The following is a 25,559-nucleotide window of genomic DNA, read 5'->3' as shown; positions in this document are numbered from 1 at the left end:
CTTGTCACCTCCTTTTCTAGTCTCCACTAACCTTTTCTTCTTTGACTAATTCATACATACCTTTCGCATTTTCCTTAGTCGCATGTTCACTTAAACCAGTAACTTCAATTGTAATCACTTTTTGTCCAAATCGGATTACAAGTTCATCTGTTACTTTTACGTCAGTGCCTGCTTTTGCTACTGAACCATTCACAGTAATACGTCCTTGATCACTAATTTCTTTAGCTAAAGTACGACGTTTTACTAACCGTGATACTTTGAGATATTTATCTAATCTCATGATTTGTTTCCTCCTTGCTCTAAAATTTTTCTTAAAGCATCTGCGTCTAATGACATATTTTTTATTTTATCATACAACTTCAAGAAATGCTCTGCAAATACTTTTTCAAATTTAACACGTTTCGTTTTACCTTCTTTTGCTTTTGCTTCTGACCATATCTGTTTTAAATCTTCTTCGTTTTCCGCTTCGGCGTCACCAAAAATGTGGGGATGTCTACGTATCATTTTTTCTGAAAGACTTTGAACCACTTCATTTATATCAAGGAATCCATCTTTTTTGCCAATACTTGTATGCAATAGTACTTGTAAAAGTATGTCCCCCAACTCTTCAATAATATGCCAATCGTCTTCGTTATCTATTGCTTCAAACAATTCAAATGTTTCTTCTAATAGATAACGTTTTAATGTGTGATGTGTTTGAACTTTATCCCAAGGACAGCCTGTTTCGTCATCAACAAGCTGGTCTATTATGCTCGCAGCAAAATAAAAATCACTATAATATGATTCTTCTTTTTCTACTTTCGGAATGAATACACTTGTCAAATTACTGAAAATAGATGCATGATGGTCTAATTCATAAAGCGGTGTTTCTATTACATTTGCAGCATTATTTTGTGCGCCATCGACGATAAACACTGTTTGCTCATCATGGTAACGTTCCATCAATGTCACTTTTAAATCGCCTGCAGTCATAGGACTATAGACTTGAGTAATGAGCGTATGGGTACGAATATTTAACTGCTCTTTTGTTATAGCTGTCGCATCGAGTAATGTGAACCCGTCGTTAGGGTCTATCTTCACCGCTTCAAATATATCATCGATAAAGCTTTTGCCTCCCAAAACTTCAACCTGAAGATCATTATGTTCTTGCGCATGAGCTTCTAATTTCACAGTTGTCGTTTCAGCTACACGTGGATGTCCAGGCACTGTATAAATGACATCATCACTATGGGCCGCTTCAATGAGTTGCGACACGATACGTTCATAGACGCCCTCGAATGATGCTTGTGCCTCGTATTCACTATCAAAACTTTTGAATTGTATATTTTCTGCAGTTAATTCTTTAATTACAGGATGATCCAATGTACGCGTGTAAACCATTGTTTGTTTTTTAAGAAATTTGTAGATACCTAAAGGTAAATCATCAATACCGTAGTTACCTAAGCCAACAATTGTTATTTTACCTGACATTAATGTTTCCCTCTTTTCATATGATAAAGTTTATCGCCCAATGGTAAATGTTTTAATTCTCTATAACTCAATAAATGCATACGTACAATAGCGAAAATAATTACTAATACGCCAATAATTGCTGCGACGACTAATTCAATCAAACCTGTGATTCTACTTTGTGTAGGTACGAGCCACATTCCTAGTTGAACAGCCACTGATAGCATCACCATCGTAGCACCCAATTTAATCACGAATTTTTTCATCATCTGGAATTTATAGTGTTTTAGTACGTGATAATGTAGAACGAGCGTAAATATAATGAGTGAAATAACCGTACTGATACTGCCACCTAGCATTAATAATTGTGGTATTAACATCACATTGAGAATTACTTTACTGACCACACCAGTGATAAATGCAAATAGCACAGGACGCACTTGGTTTTTCACTTGTAATAAAGCAATGTCCATCATTATGAGCGAGACGCATATAACTGTAAGCATATAGAGAGATAATGTACCAGTCAGACTATCGTTTTTAAAAAACACACTATTCATGACTGGCAGTAAATTAATTAATCCAATACCAGCTGCCACACTAAACATCACTGTAATCTTGATAGAGGCATTCGCATATCTATTAATCAGAATGTTGTTGCGTGCTTTAATCGCATCGGTAAGCATCGGTATAAGCACAAAACAAAATGTCGTTGTCACAATTAAACCCATTTGTATAAATGAAGCACCACGATCAAAGATACCTTTTTGTGTGGTTGCTTCTTGAAAATTTAAGCCTGCATTCTGAAGTGCATGTATAACCGTAAAGCTATCTATCACTTGCCAAACGATGACAATAAGCTGGCTTACAGCAAAGATGATAATAGCCATTGATAACTTTTTCCACTCTACTATTGTCTTGTCATTTGGTTTCTTCGCTTGCTTGAGCTTAAAAGGCTTGCCTTGCATTAGGAATATACTAGATGCTAAAAAACCTACTGCTGAACCGATAATAGCTACTGTACCAGCAGTGTAAACAGACCATTGTTGTGTCATAAATAATACAATAGCAATGATGATGATTACAACACGTATCACTTGCTCTATGACTTGTGATATCGCTGGAACAGTCATATGTTGATGCGCTTGGTAGTAGCCTCTATACACTCCTAATATACCAACAAACAAGAAACTAAAACTTGCTGCTCTTAACATTGGTGTGAGGTTAGTGTCACCCATTAGGAGTGCCACCCACTTAGCACCTATAAAAACAACCAAGAAAAATGCAGTACTAATGAGTTGTAACCTAAGCAATACTTTAGTGTAATGTCTTAATTCCCCATGTGTGCCAAACGTTTGAGTGACAGCACTAGGAATTGCATTCATTGTTAAAATAACACCTAAAGCAACAATCGGATATATTTGTTGATAAGCATATAATCCTTCGTCTCCAAGTATATTTTGATACGGGACACGATAAATTGCGCTTAGTATTTTAACAATAACAAGTGCAATTGTAAGAACAACTACGCCGTCGAAGGCCGTATTCTTATCGTCCTTAGATTTCATCTGATATAACCATACTTTCTTCTAGACATTTCGCTAAGAATTTCAAACTATCTAACCAGTTACTTACTTTATTTAAAGTCACTTTCATTTTACCATCTTGAACGCCAACTTTCATTGCACGGCCTAATGGTTGCGTTTGTTTAAATAACGTTTCTCCATTAATATCTGTCGTTCCCTTTTCAGACAGATAAACTTCTACCTTTTTGCCTACATCTTTAATAAGTGCCACTCCAGCGTTTAAAGCATGAACTTTTATCTCCATCATATCCAACAGTCTTTCTGCTTCTATTGGGTAATCATTGAAACGATCAATTAATTCATCTTTAACATCCATGAGTTGTGCTTCAGTTTCAATCTTACGTAATTTTTTATAGATTTCTATTTTAGACTGTTCATTTGGAATATATTCAGCAGGTAAATAAGCATCAATATTGAGTTCAATTTCAATTTCAGGTGCATCTTGCTTCTCATCTTTAACACCACGTTTTTCATTCACTGCTTCTTCTAACATTTGTGAATAAAGGTCGAATCCAACAGAATCAATAAATCCGTGTTGTTGTTTACCCAAGAGATTACCTGCGCCTCGAATATTTAAATCACGCATAGCAATTTTAAAGCCTGAGCCTAACTCAGTAAATTCCTTAATTGCTTGCAAACGGTCTTCAGCTGTTTCTGACAATACTTTATTCGTAGGGTGTAAGAAATAAGCATAGCCAATACGGCTTGAACGTCCAACACGACCTCTCAATTGGTATAACTGGCTGAGTCCGAAACGATCCGCATCTTCGATAATAAGTGTGTTGGCGTTTGGAACATCAACTCCCGTTTCAATGATTGTAGTCGTTACGAGAATGTCGTATTCATGATTAATAAAACTTAGCATTGTTTCTTCTAAGTCTCCTTCTTTCATCTGTCCATGTGCAATACCAATATTCGCTTCTGGCATTAACATTTGTAATTGCTCTCGTTTTTCATAAATAGATTGCACTTTATTATATAAATAAAAGACTTGTCCTTCTCTAGATAATTCTCTTTCTAGTGCTTCTTTAATAAAATTCGTATTCTGTTCTAATACGTAAGTTTGTACTGGAAAACGATTTTCTGGTGGTGTTTCAATCACTGATAAATCACGAACGCCCAACATACTCATGTGTAATGTACGTGGGATAGGCGTTGCCGTCAGTGTTAAAACGTCCACATTTGTTTTCAATGATTTGATTCTTTCTTTATGACGCACACCAAATCGTTGTTCTTCATCCACAATTAATAAGCCTAAATCTTTATAATGAATATCTTTACTTAATAGTTTATGAGTACCTACGACGATATCAACGAAGCCTGATTTTAATTTTTCTTTTGTTTCTTTAACTTCTTTTGTACTTCTAAAGCGACTAATGAGTTGAACTTCGATTGGAAAGTCCTGCATACGCTCAATTAATGTTTCATAATGTTGTTGAGCTAAAATTGTCGTTGGAACTAAGAAGGCAACCTGCTTTCCTTCCATAACAGCTTTAAACGCTGCACGTACTGCAACTTCTGTCTTACCATAACCTACATCACCACATAGCAATCGATCCATTGGACGTTCAATTTCCATATCCTGTTTAATTTCTTCGATTGATTTACCTTGGTCAGGCGTAAGTTCGTAAGGGAAATCTATTTCAAATTCGTTTTGTTCTGCCGTATCTGGGCCATATTTATAACCTACAGACATTTCACGTTCTTTATATAGATCAATTAATTCATCAGCCATATCTTCAACGCTTTGTTGTACTTTAGCTTTTGTTTTTTTCCATTCTGTACCACCAAGTTTATTTAACCTAGGTGTCTTATCCTCTGATGCTACATATTTTTGAACTTGATCCATCTGATCAACTGGTACAAATAATTGGTCTGTCCCTTTATATTGAAGTTTAATATAATCTTTATGTACGCCACCGACTTCAAGTGTTTCAACACCTAAATATCTACCGACACCGTGGTGCACATGTACGACATAATCTCCTACTTTTAAATCTTGGTATGATTTAATTTTTTCAGCGTTTGTTAGTGTTTTTTGTTGTTTTGGTTTTTTCTTTTGTTTAGATTTGAATAGTTCGCGTTCCGTCACGACAACAAGTTGCATATAAGGTAGCTCAAATCCTTCTGACAAACTACCCTCTGTAATGATCGCATTGCCCCCATCGTTTCGTTGACTTGGCGTATCGATAAATGTTGGGATATGCATTTCATTAAGCATAGATTGAATACGTTCTTTTCTCACTTCAGTTTCAGCAAGAACAACGACAGTATAATCATTTTGGATGAAGCGCTGAAATTCTGAACGCATAATATCGTATTGACCATAAAATTGCTGTACTGGCTTACATGAAAACTTGATAATTTCATTGAGTTGAACAGGCATTGTCGCCGTGAATAATGTGAAATACGTCACTGGATAATGTTTCAATAACGCTTCAAACCCATCATATTGTAAGAAGTTTTGATCAATAAATCCTTTACCACTTTCTATCAGGTTTTGCATAAATTCATCAACTTCAGTAATAAGTGTTTGCTCAGTTTCTTTAATTCTATTATGTTCATCAACTGCAACAATAGCGTCATCTTTAAAATAATCCATAATAGTCGCTGGTTGTTCATACATAAACGACACAAGTCGACGCAATACTTGATGATCAAACATCGTTGATTCAAAAAGTTCGAAACTTTCGTAAGTTTCTTTTAAATCATTACGTGCTGATTTTTCAATTTTGGGGCGTGTATTTTCATAAGCCTCTTTTAATTTTAATTTTGTATGTTTAAGCACATCGTCGGTGATAATATAATCACTTGCTGTCGTAATATTGACTTCTTCGATGTTCTCTTTTGATCTTTGTGTCTCCACATCAAAATCACGAATCGAATCCACTTCAGTATCGAATAGTTCAATTCTTACTGGCTTCCCAATTAACGGGTAAATATCAACAATGCCCCCGCGTAATGAAAATTCACCTATATGTGACACTACACTTTCCCTACGGTAGCCCATATTTACTAATTTATTTAAAAATTCATCAATTTCAATATCGTCACCAACAGATAGTGTTAACTGATGAGATTTCCACATTTCAACTGGAGTGAGCCATTTTTTCAAACCGTTTAATGGTACGATAAATAACCCTCTCTTTTCTTGAGCAAGTGCCGTTAGTGTACGTACACGCTCGCTCATAAATTGAGGGCTTTGTGTTGAGAATTCTTCTGTCATGATATCTTGCATTGGATATTTGTAGACGTCGTCTGCATCTACAAATTGCAGCAAATCACTTTCCAATTTATCTGCTTGATATAAATTATTTGTAACAACTAATAATTGTTTAGTACTGTGCAAATATTTTTCGGCTATAATTGTTGATTTAGCTGCTCCAGATAAGCCAGTTACTAGTACATTTTCTTTACCAAATACGTCGTTTAATTCTTGGTATCTTTTGTCTTCATTTATATATTGTGTAATTATTGATTTCACTTGACTTCACCATTGTATTCATTCATCACACGATCAAAGCGAGAACTTTCTATATAAGCCTCAACTGCACGTGCAGAATGTTCTATTACTTTATTCATTATTTGCATTTCCTGTTTTGAAAATTTTTGTAACACATAATCGACAATTGACATACCATTTGACGGTCTATCTACACCGATTCTAATACGTTTGAATTGGTCTGTACCTAGTACTTGAATCATTGATTTGATACCATTATGGCCACCAGCGCTGCCTTTTTGTCTTAGACGAATCTCCCCTTGTGGTAAATCTAAATCATCATATAAAACGACTAAATCATCTATATCTATGTCATAATATTTCATTAACGGGCCTACCGCTTCGCCTGACAAATTCATCATTGTTAGTGGTTCAATAAACATGACTTTTTCTCCACCGATGCGTTCAATCGTATAGGCACCTTTAAATTTTTGTTTATCTAATGAGAATTGATTTTGATCTAACATGTAGTCTATAACTTCAAAACCAATATTATGTTTTGTTTGTTCAAAACGTTTACCTATATTGCCTAGGCCTACAATACATTTCATTATGTTACCTCCAATTGTTGTTGTCACTTAACTATATATATCATTTTCATGTATTTGAATTAATAAACAATTAAAAATTATTTTTTCATATCATTCACTATAATAACATAAAAAAGCACCTGCTTAACGTATTAAGCACGGTGCTTTTTATAAGATATTACAATGTTGGTATCATCAACTTATGTTGACAATGAAGCGTGAAGTATATTATTTTTCTTCTTCGTCTTCTTTATCTTCGCCTACAACTTCTGGCTCTTCAGTTTGTGCTTCGCCTTCCATTGCTTCGATTTCTTCTTCAGTTGGTTCTTCAGTCGGAGCTACTACTGTAACTACTGAATCAGTAGCTTCGTTTTCAATAGTAAAGTCGCCTGACACTTTAATATCTTCAACTGAAATAGTATCACCGATTGCCAATTCACTGATTTCAACTTCGATTGCTTCAGGAATATTGTCTGGAGTAGCTGTAACTTCAAGGTCGAATAATGGTTGTTCAACCACGCCACCTTCTTTAGCACCTGCTGCTTCACCAATTAAGTGAACAGGTACTTCAACAGTACGTTCTTCAGTCATATTGATTGCTAAGAAGTCAATGTGAGTGATTTGGTTTTTAAGTGGGTCGAATTGGTAGTCTGAAACCATTACTTTAATTGTTTTAGAACCTACGCCTAATTCGATAACACCGTTACGTCCAACTTCACGGATAACTTTAATAAATTCTACTTCGTCTACTTTAACAGAAGTATTTTTTGTACCATAACCGTAAACGATTGCAGGTACTTTACCAGTATTTCTTAGTGTTTTAAGGTCTGAACGTGTTTGTTTACCTTGACGAATAATTGACTTTAATGCAGTCATATTCATTTTCCACCTTTCGTTTTGCTCTAATATGAGCCCCTCACTTGCCCATCAACATAATGTTGCTTGCAAGCGTTTATTTTGCTCGTGAATTCACGAACGAAATCATTATACATTTATCTAATATTTTAGTCAAATAGCACACTAACAGATTCGCGTTCATAAACACGGATAATTGCTTGTGCTAATAAACCAGCTACAGATAACTCTTTCGTATTGCTTGGTTTACGTGTTTCATCTAATTGAATTGAATTTGTTACGATTAGTTCTTTGATTGCTGAATTTTCGATACGCTCTTTAGCTGGACCTGATAATACAGGATGTGTACAACAAGCATATACATCTTTAGCACCTTTATCTTTTAGTGCTTGTGCTGCCAATGTGATTGTTCCTGCTGTATCAATGATATCATCAATAATAATAGCCGTACGTCCTTCTATTTCACCAACAATGTTCATCACTTCTGCAACATTGGGTTTTGGACGACGTTTATCAATAATAGCAATCGGTGATTTAAGTATATCTGCAAGTTTACGCGCTCTTGTTACGCCACCGTGGTCTGGAGAGACTACAACACACTCTTCAAGATCAATACCTGACTCATTCTTGAAGTATTCTGCTAAGATTGGCACACCCATTAAGTGGTCAATTGGCATATCGAAGAAACCTTGGATTTGAGGTGCGTGTAAATCTAACGCTATCATACGATCTGCGCCTGCAGTTTCAATTAAGTTTGCTACAAGTTTAGCTGTGATTGGTTCACGGCTACGTGCTTTTCTGTCTTGACGCGCATAACCATAATATGGAACAACTATATTAATATTAGCTGCTGATGCACGTCTACAAGCATCAACCATAATTAATAATTCCATTAAATGTAAATTTACAGGGTTTGATGTAGGTTGAATAATAAATACATCACAACCACGAATACTTTCCTCTATATTGATTTGAATTTCTCCATCGCTGAAACGTTTTACGGAACATTTTCCTAGTTCAATTCCAACATGATCTGCTACTTCTTGGGCTAAAGGTTCGTTACCTTTTAAAGAAAATATTTTCAAAGCAGAATTCTTATACTCATTGTTTAACATTTATAGTCCTCCAATTAATTCATTCAATTAGTTTTCATTTAAAGACAAGCGCAAACTTACATTGTTTATCAATATAAAGCATTTTGTGGCTAACAACTTACTCAATTACATTAAGTTTAACAGTTCAAGCATGCATGTCTAAACATATACCTTTTATTTTTTTAAATAACCTTCTTTGGTTGTTTGTCTAGCTCTCGCTAATGCTAAACTGTCTTCTGGAACACTATCAGTAATTGTAGAGCCAGCAGCAATTAGAGAACGCTCGCCTAACGTAATAGGTGCTACCAAATTCGTATTGCACCCTATAAACGAATCATTACCAATAATCGTCTTGAATTTGTTAATACCATCATAGTTTACTGTGATTGAACCACAGCCAAGATTCACACGTTCACCTATTTCTGCGTCACCAATATAACTCAAGTGAGGTAATTTAGCTCCTGCTTTTACGACTGATTTCTTAACTTCAACAAAATTGCCGACTTTCACTTTTTTGCCTAAGTCTGTACCTGGACGAAGTTGCGCAAATGGTCCAATTATCGCATAATCATCAACCATTGCTTCATTGATCACTGAATGTTTAATTGTAACATTATCACCTATTTTACTATTCGTGATTTCTGTATATTGTCCTACAACTGTATCTTCTCCAATTTCACTATGTCCTGCAAGTTTAACTCCAGGTTCTATAATTGTGTCTTCTCCAATAGTTACATCTGCACCGATATAAGTATTGGATGGATCTACAATTGTCACACCATTTTTCATATGAAATTGGTTGATACGTTTTCTATATGCTTTTTCTGCTTCGCTTAACATCACTCGATCATTTACACCCATAATTTCTTCAAAATCATTCGTATGGTAAATGCCGACTGTACCTTTATCTTCTAAAATTAATGAAAGTACATCAGGCAAGTAGTATTCGCCTTGCACATTATTGTTGTTCACTAACTCTAACTTTTCAAATAGCATTTGATTATCAAATGCGAAAATACCTGAACTAATTTCATTAATTTGTTGTTCTGCATCTGTTGCATCTTTTTGTTCGACTATTTTAACTAATTGATTGTCTGCATCACGTATAATTCTGCCATAACCATATGGGTTCGTTGCTGTAGCTGTTAATACGGTAGCTAGTGATTGGTTATTTTCGTGATGTTCAATTAAAGATTTAAGTGTTTCTGTCGTAATTAATGGTGTGTCTCCACAAACTACTAACGTTGTACCTTGTTTATCATTTAAATGTTCACTAGCCATTTTAACGGCATGAGCAGTACCTAATTGTTCTTCTTGAAAACTATAAAGAGATGCATCGCCTAACGTTTCTTTCACGCTTTCTGCGCCATGACCTACGATTGTTACAAGCTGTTCTACGCCAGATTGTTTAACGTTATCCACGACATGTTCAATCATTGATTTGCCAGCGACATCATGTAGTACTTTGTATTTCTTTGATTTCATACGTGTACCCTTACCAGCTGCGAGTACTATTGCATGTCTTTGCATGTATGTTAACCCTCCATTAAAATATACACTTCTTTATTATTATAATTTAACGCTAGTCACACTTTCAAGGCTCAAAGTGCCAATGTTTTTTATTAAAGCGTTTTTTATTACGATTGTTAAAAATAAAGTGCATAGTATTTGTCATCTATTTAGGTTTTGTAAACCGCTTCATTTCCTGAAGTAGTTTTTCTTATTATCGATAATTTTCAACATATTATTATGAACGAAACATACGCTATCACTTCTTTATGTAATTGTTTCATTCATAATAATATAGTTAAGTAAAACGATGTAAGTTTGAGTTATTTATTATAAATTTCAAAATTATAATTTTTGTCACCTTTACATTTTATAAATAATTTTAATATTTTATATTTTAGTCACGCTTACATAAATAAAGAAGATTGAATTCCCCAATTTTAGAAATTCAACCTTCTTTAAAACGATATTAAATTCACTATAATAATCTCAAATAATTAAATTAAGCTTCCTCATTAGTATCTTCTGATGATTGAGCATTTTTATCAGGGATGACCTCATCAGTTTCTTCATATACTTTCATCACAGCATCCTGTATTTCTTGTCTCATCTCTGAATTGATCGGATGCGCGATATCTCGGAATTCACCATCTGGTGTACGTTTACTTGGCATTGCGACGAATAGACCTGTGTTGCCTTCAATAACGCGTAAATCATGTACCACAAATGATTCATCTAAAGTGATTGAAACAAGCGCTTTCATTCTACCGTCTGTTTGTATTTTTCTAAGTCTTACATCTGTCACTTTCATGTAGTGAGCCCCCCATAGTATCTCTTTGTTAGAAGCTTAACAATTTTATTAAAAATTATAAATCCTTACTTCACTTGTGCAATTACTTCTATTTCTACTTTAACATCTTTAGGTAGTCTCGCTACCTCAACACAACTTCTAGCCGGTTGATGATGATTAAAATATTTGCCATAAACTTCATTTATATTTTGAAATTCATTCATATCAGCAATAAAAATAGTAGCTTTTATAACCGAATCTATATCCGATCCAGCTTGGTCTAGTACAACTTTTAAATTTTCTAAGACTTGTGTCGTCTGTTCTTTTACATCATCGCTAACAATCTCTCCATTTAAATTTAATGGGATTTGTCCAGATGTGAATACTAGACCATTTATTTCTGTTGCATGTGAGTATGGCCCTAACGCTTCCGGTGCTTTGGTTGTATTAATCGTTTTCATGATGTCGTAATCGCTCCTTTAAGAAAATTTAGTTAAACTGTTGCCTTTCTCCACTTTAAATTCCTGATTGTATTCATCTACATCAGATAATCTAACTAAGGAAGTATAATCTTCAATTAATCTTTGTTTAACTTCTTTTGATTCTACTAGTACCGATACCCCTTTCACATGTGCTTTAAACTCGTTCATTAAATTCATCACACCATTGATGGATCCGCCTGCGCGCATAAAATCATCTACTACAAGGACATTAGAATTCTCTGGTAATGTTCTCTTAGATAACACCATTGTTTCAATTTTTCGGGAAGATCCTGACACATAATTGATAGATACCGTAGAACCTTCAGTCACTTTGTTATCTTTTCGAATGACAACTACCGGTAAATTCAATACGTTCGCTACTGAATTAGCAAGAGAGATACCTTTCGTAGCAATCGTAACGATTGCATCTAATTCTTCGTCCATATAAAGTGTAGCAATCAGTTTTCCGACACGGTTAAGTAACGTCGGATCCCCCATTAAATCAGATAAGAATAAATACCCTCCTGGTAGCAAACGATTCTTCTCTTGGAGTTGTGCGATAACGTCATCGATGACTTCACTCGCTTCTTCTTTACTCATTTCTGGTTTATACGTCACACCGCCACTTGCCCCAGCTGTGGTAATCACTGTCCCTAATTTTTCTTTTTGGAATGTGGTTTTAATAATTTGAACATCTTCACTTATAGATGATTTCGCTTGTTTAAATTTTTGTACGAAATAAGTTAATGGTATCAATTTATTAGGGTTATTCATCAAGTATTGTGTCATATAAACAATTCGTTCGCTTCTTTTATAGCGCATTTAACTCATCCCTTCTCACTAGCCTAATAATCTTACTATATACACTTCATTACAACAGCCATTGACTGCATTGTAAACATGTCTTGCCTGGCGTTCTTTTTGTGTTAGTCCATAAACAGATGGGCCGCTTCCACTCATAACAGCACCATCCGCACCATTCTCTAACATATTGTCTTTTATTTTTAAAATCTCACTATGCAATTTACCCGAAACAGGTTCCAATCGGTTTGAAAGACTTTTGCAAAGTAATTCATAATCTCCTGAAATTAAAGCTGATTTACAAGCTGTTGTATCCACATGATGTGACTGATTTAAGTCTAATTTTTTGAAGATACTCGGAGAAGATATACCTAAATTTGGTTTTGCCACCACAACCCATGCTGATGGAGGTTTATTCAGAAACGTAATATGTTCACCTTTACCTCTGCATAATGCTGTTTTACCAAAAATACAAAAAGGGATATCTGTACCTATCTTAATACCAAGCTCACACAACTCGTTTAATGGTCTATTTAGCTCATACAGGCGATTCATCCCTCTCATCGTAGCTGCAGCGTCAGTAGAGCCTCCTGCAAGCCCTGCTGACACCGGTATATTCTTATCTATAGTGATTGTAATACCTTGCTTTAGATTATAAGTTCTTTTCATCAATTCTGCAGCTTTATACGCTAAGTTTTTATTATCGGAGGGAACGTAAGTTTGCTCTACATCAACAACAATTTTTTTGTCATTGCGTAGTTCAAATGACAAGCGATCATTTAAATCAATCGTCGTCATAATCATTTCAACTTCATGAAAACCATCATCTCGTTTAAAGAGTGTATCCAGCGTTAAATTAATCTTAGCCGGAGCCGTTTCATAGATCATATTCCCACCCTCTTCCAATTCGATATGGTAATAAAATGATTTTAACATATTGTTATAGTTGCATTGGCTGTTTTCAAAAACTTATTTTCGATATTTTGATAAATATTTTTATAAATATACATTTAACTATATTGGACAATAAATCATTTCTTAATTTACTATTCTACAATATAGTACGTCTCTATTAAAATTATATCCATTCCCTGCATCCTAAATTGTGACACAGAAAAAGGTATGTTGGCGAAGTTACACCAACATACCTTTTTCATTTAATGATCTTAATATTAAAGTTTAAATTAAAAAGTATGGCTCCTAAGAGACAAACTTTATTTAAATCACTTTTATTTAGTGTGCAATTGCTTCTTGCTGATTATCATCTTCAAAAGAAACTTGTACGTTTTCAGTTAAAACGTCAGCGTATGTATAAGATACACGCTCAAAGTTGTAAATTTCTTGATCTAGCTCAACAATGAAAACAGAAGGGTACGTTTCTTTTAACACACCACTACGCTCAATTGTTTTCTTACGACCACCATTCGCTTTAAGTACGATTCGGTTTCCTAATTGACAATCAAGTGAATTTTTGATGTCTCCAATAGATTTTGGCATATTGCTCCACCTCGCTACAAGTTGTATAATAACACAAATAGCGCGCTTTTGTCAAACAAAACATCAATTTTAGCAATGTAACTCAAGCTTGTCAATAATTTAAAATGCTAATTCTGTGAAATTTTTCAATTCATTGTATAATTTTGCAAATTCTTTTATTGAAAGCGTTTCTCCACGTCTTCTTGGATCTATACCACTTGTTTCTAACCATTTTTTAATAATTTCTTTGTTCGCTTTACCATCTACAAACAAACTTTGATAGTTATTGCTAATTGTTTTTCGTCTTTGGCTAAATGCAGCTTTTGTCATTTTGAAAAATTTATCTTCGTTATCTATATCTACTTCCGGTGTCTGACGCTTCATCAATTTTACAACAATTGAATCTACATTTGGCGGTGGCAAGAAGACAGTCTTCGGCACTGTTAACACTTTACTGGTTTCAGTATAATATTGGGTAACTATTGAAAGTGATCCATAAGCTTTTGTACCTACTTGTGCATTCAATCTTTCACCGACTTCTTTCTGCATCATAACTACGTAGCCATCGATAGGTAAAGTTTGTTGCATTAGATTCAATAATATCGGTGTTGTAATATAATATGGTAAGTTAGCGACCACCATGATATTGTCACAATCTGCTAAATGCTCTGTAACATAATGTGCAATATCAGCTTTTAATATATCTTTATTTATAATTTCCACGTTATCATAAGGTCCCATTGTATCTTTCAACACTGGTATCAAACGTTGATCAATTTCAAATGCAACAACTTTCTTTGCGTTTTTAGCTAATTGTTCCGTGAGCGAACCCATACCAGGCCCTATTTCTATAATACCTGTATTTTCACCTATGTCGCTGGCATCGATAATTTTTTGTATAATGTTAACGTCAATCAAGAAGTTTTGTCCTAAACTTTTTTTGAAATTAAAACCATATTGATTGAGCAATGCTTTTGTACGCGATGGTGTTGCAACATCTTTAATATCCACTTATCATTCACTTCCTTCATTATCACTTAATGCATTCCTAACATCTTCTTCAGTATAGCCAAACGCATTGAGCTTATTTATTAATTGTTTGCCGTTAGAATGTCCTATATGTAGCTTACGTCCAATTATTTCTCTTTTTTTGCGTGCATCTTTCCCAATTATTAATCCTAAATCAATTAACACTGATTTACTTATTGTTTCGTGTCCTTCTTCGAATGGTGTACTCACATTTATTAAGGCATCTTTAATATCTTCAAGTTGTGCATGTTCTACACCAATCTTGCCTCGTTTACTTTTGGCTTTTTCTCTATCGATATATGCGTGTTTAACGCCTGGTACATGTTTTTGAATTGTATTACGTATTTTATCACCCGGGAAATCAGGATCTGTTAATACAATGACACCTCTTGTTTCAAATGCTTGTGCTATAACACTTAGCGTTTGCTCGTTAATCGCACTCCCATTTGTTTCAATCGTATCACATTCTACCGCTCTTTTAACGCGTTCCGTATCGTCTCTACCTTCTACTACAATAAATTCGTTAATCTTCATTTATTGTTACACCTTTCATCTCTTTAATTCGATTTTAGATAAAAATAAAAAAGGTATCGTCGCAAATAATGGTTACTACTTAGCATTTACTCTATGAACTAAGCCCTATTTCAGACCGATACCTTTTTTGTAATGTGTCTATCCTTTTAATTTAAACAATTGTTCTGCATTTTCAGTTGTTTGCTTGCATACTTCCTCATAGCTCACACCGCGTAATTCAGCAATTTGTTCTGCAACCAATGTCACACGAACAGGTTCATTTCTTTTGCCTCTATAAGGATGTGGTGATAAGAATGGTGCATCCGTTTCAACTAATAATCGATCAAATGGAACATGCTTTGCTACTTCTTTAGGTTGTTTCGCATTTTTAAAAGTGACTGGACCACCTAAAGATACATAGAAATTCAATTTATTAATTACATCATCCGCAATTTCAGGAGAAGCGCTGAAACTGTGCATGATACCACCAATTTCTTCCGCATGTTCCTCTTTAAGAATATCTATACAATCTTGCGTTGCTTCCCTATTGTGAATAATAATTGGTAAATTGACGCGTTTAGCCAATGCGATTTGTTTTCTAAATAATGCTTGTTGTACATCTTTCGGCGACTTGTCCCAATGATAATCTAATCCCGTCTCACCTATGCCAATCACTTTAGGGTGTTCTGCAAGCTTTTCTATCCATTCTAACCGTTCTTCTGTGCAATCAACCGCATCTACAGGGTGCCATCCAATAATGCCATAGATAAATTCGTATTGGTCAATCAGTTCCATCGTACGTTCGACTGTTGGTGTATCAAATCCAACAACAAACATTCGATCTACACCGTTGTCTCTTGCACGTTCAATGACCGCTTCTAAATCTTCATCATATTGTTCTGCATTTAAATGAACATGTGTATCAATAAGCATGTTATACCGCTCCCTTAATTTGTGATTACTTAATTATTGCACCATTTGGAATTGCGCTTGGTAAACTTACAAGTGTCAGTACACCATCTTTTTCAGCAGATAAAATCATACCTTCTGATTTTCTACCCATCAATTTAGCAGGTTTTAAATTTGTTACAACTGCAACTTTTTTACCTATAATATCTTCTGGTTGATAGTATTTTGCAATACCAGAGACGATTTGACGGTGTTCACTATCTAAATCAACTTGGATTTTCAATAATTTATCAGATTTTTTAACTTGCTCAGCATCTGTAATCGTAGCAGCTTTAATTTCTACTTTATCAAAATCTTTGATATCGATTGGCGACTTACTAGGTACTTCTTCTTCAGTTTCTTCTGAAACTTCTGCCGCTTTTTCTGGCTGCATAGATTGTTTAATATAATCGATTTCTGCATCACTATCTAAACGCGGGAAGATTGGTTGTGGTTTATCACTAACAACGATTGGCGCAGTTAAGGCACCATATTGTTTCACGCTATCAAATTCATATAATTCAGGTGAATTAATATTCAACTGTTCAAAAATTTGTTTTGGTGCGTGCGTAAGGAATGGTCTTAATAACACTGCTACAATGCGAATGTTTTCTACTAAATGCGCCATTACATTACTTAGCATGTCTTTTTGATTTTCATCTTTAGCTAATACCCACGGCGATGTTTCGTCAATATATTTATTAGTACGGCTGATTAACTTCCAAACCGTTGAAAGTGCTACTGAGAATTGTAAATCGTCCATATTTTCATGGAATGTATTCACTGTGTCTATCGCCATTTGTTCCATATCTTCATCCAACTCGTGTTTTGGACCTTGATATGCTGGTAATTCGCCATCAAAATATTTATTGACCATAGAAATTGTACGATTCACTAAATTACCTAAGTCATTTGCTAAATCATAATTTGTACGTTCAACAAAACCTTCAGGCGTGAAGACACCATCTGAACCAAATGGTAATTCGCGCATTAAATAATAACGCGTAGCATCTAGACCATAACGATCTATAAGTACATTAGGATCGACCACGTTACCTTTAGATTTACTCATTTTGCCATCTTTCATAAGTATCCAGCCATGCGCAAAGACTTTCTTAGGAAGTGGAACATCTAATGCCATCAACAAGATTGGCCAGATAATTGAGTGGAAACGCACAATTTCCTTCGCCATGATATGAATATCTGCTGGCCAATATTTTTTGAATAAGCTATCATCATCTGATAAGTAACCTAGTGAAGAAATATAGTTCACAAGCGCATCAATCCACACGTAAACGACGTGTTTAGGATTTGATTTCACATGAATACCCCAATCGAATGACGTACGTGAAACTGCTAAATCTTCTAATCCTGGTTTGATGAAATTGTTAATCATTTCATTTTTACGTGAAGGTGGTTGAATAAAATCAGGGTTTTCATCGTAAAATTCTAATAAACGGTCTGTATATTTAGATAAATTGAAGAAATAACTTTCCTCTTTAACTAATTCTACTTCGTGACCAGAGTCTGGACTTTTACCGCCAACGATTTCACCATTTTCAAATACCGGATCCACTAATTGCGTCTCAGTATAATAAGTTTCATCTGGTACAGAATACCAACCTTCATATTCGCCAAGATAAATATCCTCTTGCTTTAATAAACGTTCAAATATTTGTTGCACCACTTCTTTATGTCGCGCTTCTGTTGTACGAATAAAATCATCGTTTGAGATTTCTAATTTATTCCATAAATCTTTAATTCCAGCAATCATTTCATCCAAATATTCTAATTCAGATTTCCCAGCTTTTTGTGCTTTTTCCTGTATTTTTTGACCATGTTCATCCGTACCTGTTAAATATCGAACATCATAGCCTTGCATTCTTTTATAACGTGCGATTACATCACCAGCTGTTGTTGTATATGCGTGACCGATATGTAAATTCCCACTTGGATAATATATTGGTGTAGTGATATAAAATGTTTCTTTCGCCATCAATGTTCCTCCTCGTTTCCTACGCTTTAAATATATCTAAATTCATTTTTCCCTCAATGAAACAGATGTATGTTTTATATTTCATTTTCTAATTTAGCCACTTTTATAATGATATGATTAGATTACTATTCATATCGAACTTTTCATGACTTAATTCTTCTGAAATTTTAATATGATTAATAATCTCTATCTTGTCTACATTACCATAAATCACGCGTGTTATGGGAGTTTTTCAACTCATTTTTCTTGATTAAACGTGATTTCATCCTATGAAAGTTCTTCACTTTACCTTAGAAGCTTTATCTTAAGAATTATCAATCCAACCTGGATTAATTATTGGAAACCTCATGATAAATATCATAAACTTCGCCAGTCTTCATATGACGCATTTCAGCAACTTGTTTAATTGCAGCTTTAGGTTTCATATTTTCGTTTATATAATAATCCACATGTGCTTGTATCGACATATCTTCAAACCACGACGTATCTTCTTCAGCTATTGCACCTTCGATGACTATGACAAATTCACCCTTAGTTGGAATACGATTTTCATTAAGTTGGTTTAGTAATTCTCCAACTTCTCCTGTGACAATTTGCTCAAACTTTTTAGTTAATTCTCTACCTAGTGAAACTTTTCGCGTTTCATCTACTTTTTGAATTGTTTTCAACGTCTCCTTCACACGATGTGGGGACTCATAAATAATCAGTGTACTATCTTCAAACATCCGTTGCTCTAAAATATCTAATTTTTGCTTTTCTTTTCGTGGCAAAAACCCTAAAAATGTATAAGTAAATGATGGTAACCCACTCGCCATCAGTGCCGTCAATCCAGCATTAGGGCCTGGCACCGTTTCAACTCTGATTTCACTTGCCCTCGCTGCCACGACAAGCTCGTAACCGGGATCGCTAATCAATGGCAATCCTGCATCTGATACAAGTGCGATGCTAACATCCTGCTGCAGTTGTTCTATTAGGTAATCCGTTTGTTGTTCCTTATTGTGATCATGATAGGACTTCAGGGGTGCTTGTATATCATAATGTGCACATAACTTTTTAGTCACTCTTGTATCTTCACAAGCAATCAAATCCACCGATCTTAAAATGTCTACAGCTCTATATGTAATATCTGCTAAATTTCCTATAGGTGTTCCTACTAAATATAATGTCGCCATGAGTTATCCCTCGCTTATTAATACTAATTTTTGTTGCCTAGAATAGGTTTTTATTTCGTATTCTCGTTTTAAAGCTTCTGACTTCGTATCAAACATTTCTTGATAAACTAACTCTACCGGACGTCTTATTTTAGTATATTTGGCGCCTTGTCCTTTATTATGCTTTTCTACCCTTTTTTCTATGTCTTTTGCATAACCAGTATATAAACTTCCATCTTTACACTTAACAATGTATATATAATGTTTATCCATAATATATTTCTCTCATTTCTTTAGTATACGTTCCATCATTATTATATATGTAAAATGGTGTTTGAATGTCTAGCCCTTGATTACCGCCTTTTCTACCTTCAACAACAATTGTTTGCGCCACTTTACCCTGCTTACTATAGATGAAATGAAGTTTCTTGGGTTCAATCTGGTATGCTCTCATATAGGTTAAGACATCCATAAGACGTTCTGCTCGATGTACCATCACAAAACGTCCGCCTTGTTTCAGTAAATGTCTGGCTGCAAAACAACAATCCTCTAGTGTACACATGATCTCATGTCGTGCGATCTTATGTGCTTCCTTCTGATGTTGGAACGCTTGATTCGCTTTAAAATAAGGCGGATTACAAGTAATAAGGCTATATTTTGCAGGACTAAACTGTTTGTGCGCCTCTTTCAAATCCATATGATGCATCTGTATTCTATTTTCTAAATGGTTATGTACGATACTACGTTGTGCCATATCTACAAGTTGTTGCTGTATTTCGATTCCATCTATAGCTTGCTGTCCTTTATCAGAAAGTAATAAAGGTATCACACCATTACCCGAACACAAATCCATAATCGTATCTTGTTTTTTTACTTTTGTGAAATGTGCAAGTAGTAAAGCATCTGTTGAAAAAGAAAACACATCATCATTTTGAATAATTTCTAGTTTTTCTTTAATTAAAAAATCTAACCTTTCATTTTCCATATGCATATTCATTATATCCTCCAAAAAAAAGACGAGACTGCGATGCTTAATAACCAAGCCTATCGCTACATCTCATCCTCAATCACATTTCATCCATATTGTTTTATAGGCAATTTCGTTCTTTAATTATTCACTCAGCACTTCTAAACAAAATAAACAGTCGTCACCTTTTCTATGTTTTCCGAATAACTCACCATTACAAATATGAAAACCCTCTTTATAAAGCATTGCTAAATTATCTTTACTGCGAAGTGGTCGCTTATATTGTGCTTTATGACCGCTTTCTATTTTTTTAGGTTTTTCTTCTTTATCTATTAAAGTTTTCAGATTTTCATTCTCTATTTGTAAGGCTACATTTTCTTCTATGAGTTCGACAGTAAGATTTTTCAAATTAACCATATCACCGTTGATTTGATTAATATTTTCTTCTAAATGTGCTAACTTTTCAAATATCTCGCTTCGATTCAATGTTGTAACGGCCTCCTAATTAAACGTTTCTAATTCTTCCATCTTATATTCAAGTGGTTGCTCTAGGCCTTCCACTTTAATTTGCATGGAAATGTCTAAAATATTTAACCCTATCACTTTACCGTTACCTTCTGGTGTTTCAATCGGATCACCAACATCAGGTAATTGTGCACGTGCCTCTTCATAATAATCATTTTCATACTTGAGACAACACATCAAACGTCCACAGGCTCCCGAAATTTTAGTTGGATTTAAAGATAAGTTTTGATCCTTAGCCATTTTTATAGATACTGGTTCAAAATCACCTAAAAATGTTGAACAACATAAAGAACGTCCACATGGCCCAATGCCACCCAATAATTTTGCTTCGTCTCTAACACCTATCTGTCTTAATTCAATACGTGTTTTTAACTTCTGTGCCAAGACTTTTACGAGTTTTCTAAAATCAACTCGTTCATCTGAAGTAAAATTAAATATTACTTTTGATTTATCTAATGTGAATTCACAGTTAACCAAACGCATTTCTAATTGTTGTTGCTGTATTGTATCTTTACACAATTGCAAAGCTTCTTTTGCAGCTTGCTCATTTTGTTCATATCTGATTAAATCTTCTTCAGTTGCAATACGTACAATTTCTTTTAATGGTAGTGTTACATCTTGATCCGCAACATTTAAAGGTTCGTATTTTACACGACCCATCTCTAACCCTCTTTTAGACTCTACAACTACCCAGTCTCCTACAGTTAAATTAAAGTGTTGAGGCGAATAATATTCCATTTTCCCTGATTTTTGAAAATCAATACCTACTACATTTTGCATAACTAATTCACCCCTTTTATTACGATTTGCTCAAACACTAAAGTTGGATTCACATTTTGATTCAACTTTTTATGTGCTTCTGTTATTTGATCATACATCAAAATAATTTGATTATATGTTAGTTTTTTCGTATATTCTTGTACATCGACTTGTAAATCTTGATATATCATATCATCAGTCATCCCTACTTTAGCATGCATAACATCTTGAAAGAAACCATTAACTGCAGCTAATGTGACCATTTGTAGCCTTCTATTTTTAGCCTGTTTCAATAAATCGACAATAGCAATCAATGCCATAGGTCGATTTGTTAAAAGTAATTGGCACCATTTAATGACACTTTTACGTAGCGCCATTAAATCTGCTTCTTCGTTTAGCGTAACTGCCGTTTCAATTTGCGTAGTATATGTACTTAATAATTCAGCTACTGGACGAGAAATATCACGTTCTACTAATCTATTTATAAAATTAGCTTTATTAATAGGTTTAAAATAAACATGCTGACATCTCGAATGGATTGTGTCTAAAATTTGTTCAGGCTTCGTAGTTAATAAGATGGCGATAGTATTTTCAGGAGGTTCCTCTAAAAATTTCAAAATGCTATTTTCACCTTGAATGGTTAACTTTTCAAAGGATTCAATAATATATACTTTATAGTCACCTTCTATTGGTAATTGATTCATATGATGTAATAACTGTTCTATTTGATCTTTCTTTATTGTATTCTCTTCAGAGGATATATACATAAAATCAGGATGATTAAATGTTTCTACCTTTAACTGACATTGATTGTCTTGATCACATAAAATCAGCTTCGTAAAATCAATAGCGACTTGTTGCATTGTCTGACCATCATCACCCTCAAATAAATAAGCATGTGACAATTTATTTGATTGATAGGCTTTCGTCAGTCTTTCTCGTTCGTCCATTATAAAGTTACTCCTTTATATAAAAAGGCTGCTTATATATAGTTACTCTACAAAAAACATTCCAAAAGATTACCATAGGCACATCTTTTTAGCTAAAATGTAATTTGAGAGGCTACTATATTAAGCAACCATGATTTTAGAATTGATGGAAAGTTTCAACAGGCATTACAAATACCGTTGCTCCTCCAACTTCTACTTCAACCGGATACGGTATATAAGAATCTGCACTACCACCCATCGGTGTAATAGGTGATACAAGCTGCTCTCTGTTACCACAAGTATCATTGATAACTTTCAACATCTCATCCACGCGATCATCTTCAACACCAGATAAGAACGTAGTATTCCCAGCTCTTAAAAATCCACCAGTGGTTGCAAGTTTTGTTGCTCTAAAATTATGTTTAACAAGTTTGTCCGACAGTTCTTGACTATCCTGATCTTGTACAATTGCTATAATCATTTTCATACTAAACACCTCTTCCAAATATTATATCACAATTTTTCTAAGTATTTGTTGATAGATTCATACGTCGCATTTACTACTTCTTCTATACTTCGATTTGCATCAATCACAATAAAACGTTTAGACTCATTATGAATAATTTTCTTATAACCTTCAACTACTTTTTCATGAAATATTACATCTTCTTGATCTAAACGATTCTGATTTCGCTGATTTTTTTGTATACGGTCACGACCTACCTCTACGCTCACATCAAGGTAAATGGTTCTATCTGGATATAAACCATTAATAGCAAATTCATTAATAGATTTCACTTCTTCTATTCCTATACCCCGTGCATAACCTTGATAAGCTAATGAACTATCTATATAACGATCACATAATACTATCTTGCCCTCATCTAATGATGGTATAACTTTACCAACAAGATGTTCACGTCTTGAGCCCGCAAATAATAAGGCTTCTGTGCGCTCATCCATATCGTCGCCTTCAAGTAATACTTCACGTATTTGCTCTCCAGTTTTAACACCACCAGGTTCTCTAGTGAGTACAACATCATACTCTGTTTCTAACCTTTCTGCCACTTGTTGAATGACTGTAGTTTTACCTGAACCTTCTGGGCCCTCAAAAGTTATAAAAGCTGACATTTTATTCATCCTTAATTTCTATTTTATAATTTTTAATTCCTTCTACTCTTATATTATTATCATACCAATAATTCATTAATTCTATCATATTTTCTGTAATTTTTTCTCCTTTAAACATAACGGGAATGCCAGGAGGATATGGAACGATATTTGTTGCTAAAACTTTAGATCCAGCATGACTAATATCGATACTTTTTGTATCAACTATATCACCCGCTTGGTATGTACCTTCTTCAGTCCTAAACGCTGACTGATTAAGCGTTTGTGTGTGTCTCACTTCCAACTCAATTTGTCGTATTCTTTCTATTAATAAATCAAATGGATAGGTATCCCCCTTATGCCATAAAGGCAAAACGAACAATACCTGATGTTCATCAGCAAGTTCAACGTAAATATCTTTAGTTTCAAAATACTTTTGTAATTGAAAACCAGTATAACCATTACAACGTATATTCAATTTCAGTGGATCTTCAACCTTAACGACTTCAGCGCCAATTTCTTTTAACGCTTGAATTAATTGGTCTCTTTTTTCAAAAAAGAGTTTACTGTTATAATCTTTATAAAATTGATGTGCTAATTCCAAACTCATCATCAATAAATAGGACGGGCTTGAAGATTGAAAATAGGACAAATATTTAATAACCTTTTCTCTTCTCGGTGCATTCTTATGAATAAATATAATAGAACTCATTGTTAGTGATGGTAATGATTTATGATACGATTGCACCACGTAATCCGCTCCCATATTTAAAGTAGAATTGGGAAAACCTTCCAAATCAAAATGGGCACCATGTGCTTCATCTATTAATACAGGTATATTGTGCTCCTTTAGATCTTTGATAGCATTAGATACATCAAAACACTCACCATAATAATTAGGATATGTAAGAATTGCTAATTTAGTTTGTTCTATTTGAGAAAGCAATGTATCCAAATTCGGCCCTAAATATTGGTTCGTTTTTTTGCTCATTGTCATTTGCAATAATTGACACTGTTCTGATGTTAAATCCAAAGCATGAAATACAGATTTATGTGCATTTCGAACTATAGAATAATGTCCATGTTGCCCTGAAAACCCTTGGATTACTGATAAAATACCAGATGTAGTCCCATTGACTAAATAATACGCATCATAATCAGGATGTTTCTTTATACCTTCCATACTTTCTGCTATCACTTCTTCAGGATGATGCAAATCATCTAATTCTGTAATCTCAGTCATATCCATTTTAAAATTTAGTTGCTCTAAATAACCAATTGTCATGTTTTTATGTCCAGGTACATGCATCGAAATCGAATTTCTATTTAGTATATTTTTAAGTTTATTAGTTAATGGTAATGTCATATGCATCCTCGCTTTTCAAGCAGTAATTTCAACTCTCATATCTCATAGTTCATTATATTTTAACATATAGGCAGTAGGAGATGTATTTGTCCATGCCTGCCTCTATTTCCAAATGTACTGCATATAAAAGACTTTGTCTTTAAACAGGCTTCACTAATTTTCTCACGCATAAAAAAAGAGACCTTTCTAGGT

Annotated in this window: 26 protein-coding genes; all 26 read right to left on the bottom strand. The window is 34.3% G+C overall.

Translation table 11 applies throughout. The features are described 5' to 3' along the window. Positions 1–16: 16 nt before the first annotated feature. The 26 genes from SOJ_RS13810 to SOJ_RS13685 all read right to left on the bottom strand — a co-directional run bounded on the left by SOJ_RS13810 (position 17) and on the right by SOJ_RS13685 (position 25,367). The gene (locus tag SOJ_RS13810) at positions 17–280 is read right to left on the bottom strand and encodes an RNA-binding S4 domain-containing protein (protein WP_002508749.1); all 264 of its coding nucleotides are present in this window, start codon (positions 278–280) and stop codon (positions 17–19) included. Continuing rightward, positions 277–1,470: a MazG nucleotide pyrophosphohydrolase domain-containing protein gene (locus tag SOJ_RS13805; protein WP_002508748.1), complete on the bottom strand. Its 1,194-nt coding sequence runs from the start codon at positions 1,468–1,470 to the stop codon at positions 277–279. Before SOJ_RS13805 ends, SOJ_RS13810 begins: the two co-directional genes overlap by 4 nt. Continuing rightward, on the bottom strand, positions 1,470–3,017 hold the full coding sequence (locus SOJ_RS13800; protein WP_002508747.1) for a polysaccharide biosynthesis protein: 1,548 nt from the start codon (positions 3,015–3,017) through the stop codon (positions 1,470–1,472). Before SOJ_RS13800 ends, SOJ_RS13805 begins: the two co-directional genes overlap by 1 nt. Beyond that, positions 3,007–6,519: a transcription-repair coupling factor gene (gene mfd, locus SOJ_RS13795; protein WP_002508746.1), complete on the bottom strand. Its 3,513-nt coding sequence runs from the start codon at positions 6,517–6,519 to the stop codon at positions 3,007–3,009. Before mfd ends, SOJ_RS13800 begins: the two co-directional genes overlap by 11 nt. Next, positions 6,516–7,088: an aminoacyl-tRNA hydrolase gene (gene pth, locus SOJ_RS13790; RefSeq protein WP_002508745.1), complete on the bottom strand. Its 573-nt coding sequence runs from the start codon at positions 7,086–7,088 to the stop codon at positions 6,516–6,518. Before pth ends, mfd begins: the two co-directional genes overlap by 4 nt. A 207-nt stretch (positions 7,089–7,295) precedes the next feature. Next, the gene (locus tag SOJ_RS13785; RefSeq protein ID WP_002508744.1) at positions 7,296–7,943 is read right to left on the bottom strand and encodes a 50S ribosomal protein L25/general stress protein Ctc; all 648 of its coding nucleotides are present in this window, start codon (positions 7,941–7,943) and stop codon (positions 7,296–7,298) included. 128 nt (positions 7,944–8,071) lie between these two features. Then, positions 8,072–9,037, bottom strand: a complete 966-nt coding sequence (locus SOJ_RS13780) for a ribose-phosphate diphosphokinase (protein ID WP_002508743.1) — start codon at positions 9,035–9,037, stop codon at positions 8,072–8,074. Between the two features lie 153 nt (positions 9,038–9,190). Continuing rightward, the gene (gene glmU / locus SOJ_RS13775; protein ID WP_002508742.1) at positions 9,191–10,546 is read right to left on the bottom strand and encodes a bifunctional UDP-N-acetylglucosamine diphosphorylase/glucosamine-1-phosphate N-acetyltransferase GlmU; all 1,356 of its coding nucleotides are present in this window, start codon (positions 10,544–10,546) and stop codon (positions 9,191–9,193) included. Between the two features lie 481 nt (positions 10,547–11,027). After that, the gene (gene spoVG / locus SOJ_RS13770; protein WP_002508741.1) at positions 11,028–11,336 is read right to left on the bottom strand and encodes a septation regulator SpoVG; all 309 of its coding nucleotides are present in this window, start codon (positions 11,334–11,336) and stop codon (positions 11,028–11,030) included. Between the two features lie 65 nt (positions 11,337–11,401). Further along, positions 11,402–11,776: a RidA family protein gene (locus tag SOJ_RS13765; RefSeq protein ID WP_002508740.1), complete on the bottom strand. Its 375-nt coding sequence runs from the start codon at positions 11,774–11,776 to the stop codon at positions 11,402–11,404. 18 nt (positions 11,777–11,794) lie between these two features. Then, complete coding sequence (gene purR / locus SOJ_RS13760) at positions 11,795–12,619, bottom strand: pur operon repressor (RefSeq protein WP_002508739.1); 825 nt, start codon at positions 12,617–12,619, stop codon at positions 11,795–11,797. 18 nt (positions 12,620–12,637) lie between these two features. Next, positions 12,638–13,486, bottom strand: a complete 849-nt coding sequence (gene ispE, locus SOJ_RS13755) for a 4-(cytidine 5'-diphospho)-2-C-methyl-D-erythritol kinase (protein ID WP_002508738.1) — start codon at positions 13,484–13,486, stop codon at positions 12,638–12,640. 345 nt (positions 13,487–13,831) lie between these two features. Then, entirely contained in the window at positions 13,832–14,095 is a 264-nt protein-coding gene (gene veg / locus SOJ_RS13750) for a biofilm formation stimulator Veg (RefSeq protein WP_002508737.1), read from the bottom strand. Positions 14,096–14,194: 99 nt separating this feature from the next. Beyond that, on the bottom strand, positions 14,195–15,085 hold the full coding sequence (gene rsmA / locus SOJ_RS13745) for a 16S rRNA (adenine(1518)-N(6)/adenine(1519)-N(6))-dimethyltransferase RsmA (protein WP_002508736.1): 891 nt from the start codon (positions 15,083–15,085) through the stop codon (positions 14,195–14,197). A gap of 3 nt (positions 15,086–15,088) precedes the next feature. Continuing rightward, positions 15,089–15,637 carry a ribonuclease M5 gene (gene rnmV, locus SOJ_RS13740; RefSeq protein ID WP_002508735.1) on the bottom strand — a complete coding sequence of 183 codons (549 nt, stop codon included), beginning with the start codon at positions 15,635–15,637 and terminating at the stop codon, positions 15,089–15,091. Positions 15,638–15,775: 138 nt separating this feature from the next. Continuing rightward, positions 15,776–16,549 carry a TatD family hydrolase gene (locus tag SOJ_RS13735; RefSeq protein ID WP_002508734.1) on the bottom strand — a complete coding sequence of 258 codons (774 nt, stop codon included), beginning with the start codon at positions 16,547–16,549 and terminating at the stop codon, positions 15,776–15,778. A gap of 25 nt (positions 16,550–16,574) precedes the next feature. Continuing rightward, on the bottom strand, positions 16,575–18,560 hold the full coding sequence (metG, locus tag SOJ_RS13730) for a methionine--tRNA ligase (protein ID WP_002508733.1): 1,986 nt from the start codon (positions 18,558–18,560) through the stop codon (positions 16,575–16,577). A gap of 329 nt (positions 18,561–18,889) precedes the next feature. Continuing rightward, positions 18,890–19,732: a 16S rRNA (cytidine(1402)-2'-O)-methyltransferase gene (gene rsmI, locus SOJ_RS13725; protein ID WP_002508732.1), complete on the bottom strand. Its 843-nt coding sequence runs from the start codon at positions 19,730–19,732 to the stop codon at positions 18,890–18,892. A gap of 3 nt (positions 19,733–19,735) precedes the next feature. Further along, positions 19,736–19,984, bottom strand: a complete 249-nt coding sequence (locus tag SOJ_RS13720; RefSeq protein ID WP_002508731.1) for a GIY-YIG nuclease family protein — start codon at positions 19,982–19,984, stop codon at positions 19,736–19,738. After that, positions 19,977–20,702, bottom strand: coding sequence for a tRNA1(Val) (adenine(37)-N6)-methyltransferase (locus SOJ_RS13715; RefSeq protein ID WP_002512535.1), 726 nt, complete (start codon positions 20,700–20,702; stop codon positions 19,977–19,979). Before SOJ_RS13715 ends, SOJ_RS13720 begins: the two co-directional genes overlap by 8 nt. A gap of 120 nt (positions 20,703–20,822) precedes the next feature. Beyond that, a complete protein-coding gene (gene yabA / locus SOJ_RS13710) occupies positions 20,823–21,164 on the bottom strand; it encodes a DNA replication initiation control protein YabA (RefSeq protein WP_002508729.1) in 342 nt (113 codons plus the stop codon). Between the two features lie 15 nt (positions 21,165–21,179). Further along, complete coding sequence (locus SOJ_RS13705) at positions 21,180–21,983, bottom strand: PSP1 domain-containing protein (RefSeq protein WP_002508728.1); 804 nt, start codon at positions 21,981–21,983, stop codon at positions 21,180–21,182. A gap of 2 nt (positions 21,984–21,985) precedes the next feature. Beyond that, on the bottom strand, positions 21,986–22,912 hold the full coding sequence (locus SOJ_RS13700) for a DNA polymerase III subunit delta' C-terminal domain-containing protein (RefSeq protein WP_002508727.1): 927 nt from the start codon (positions 22,910–22,912) through the stop codon (positions 21,986–21,988). A 136-nt stretch (positions 22,913–23,048) separates the two neighbouring features. Continuing rightward, positions 23,049–23,378: a cyclic-di-AMP receptor gene (locus tag SOJ_RS13695; RefSeq protein ID WP_002508726.1), complete on the bottom strand. Its 330-nt coding sequence runs from the start codon at positions 23,376–23,378 to the stop codon at positions 23,049–23,051. Positions 23,379–23,404: 26 nt separating this feature from the next. Then, complete coding sequence (gene tmk, locus SOJ_RS13690) at positions 23,405–24,022, bottom strand: dTMP kinase (RefSeq protein WP_002508725.1); 618 nt, start codon at positions 24,020–24,022, stop codon at positions 23,405–23,407. Between the two features lies 1 nt (position 24,023). Continuing rightward, positions 24,024–25,367, bottom strand: a complete 1,344-nt coding sequence (locus SOJ_RS13685) for a lysine decarboxylase (protein ID WP_002508724.1) — start codon at positions 25,365–25,367, stop codon at positions 24,024–24,026. Positions 25,368–25,559 lie beyond the last annotated feature (192 nt).

Origin of the sequence: Staphylococcus sp. OJ82 (genome assembly GCF_000294465.1) — a bacterium.
Classification (GTDB): Bacteria; Bacillota; Bacilli; order Staphylococcales; family Staphylococcaceae; genus Staphylococcus; species Staphylococcus equorum.
Note: the sequence above shows the minus strand (reverse complement) of the source record. Positions and strands in the feature narration are given on the sequence as shown.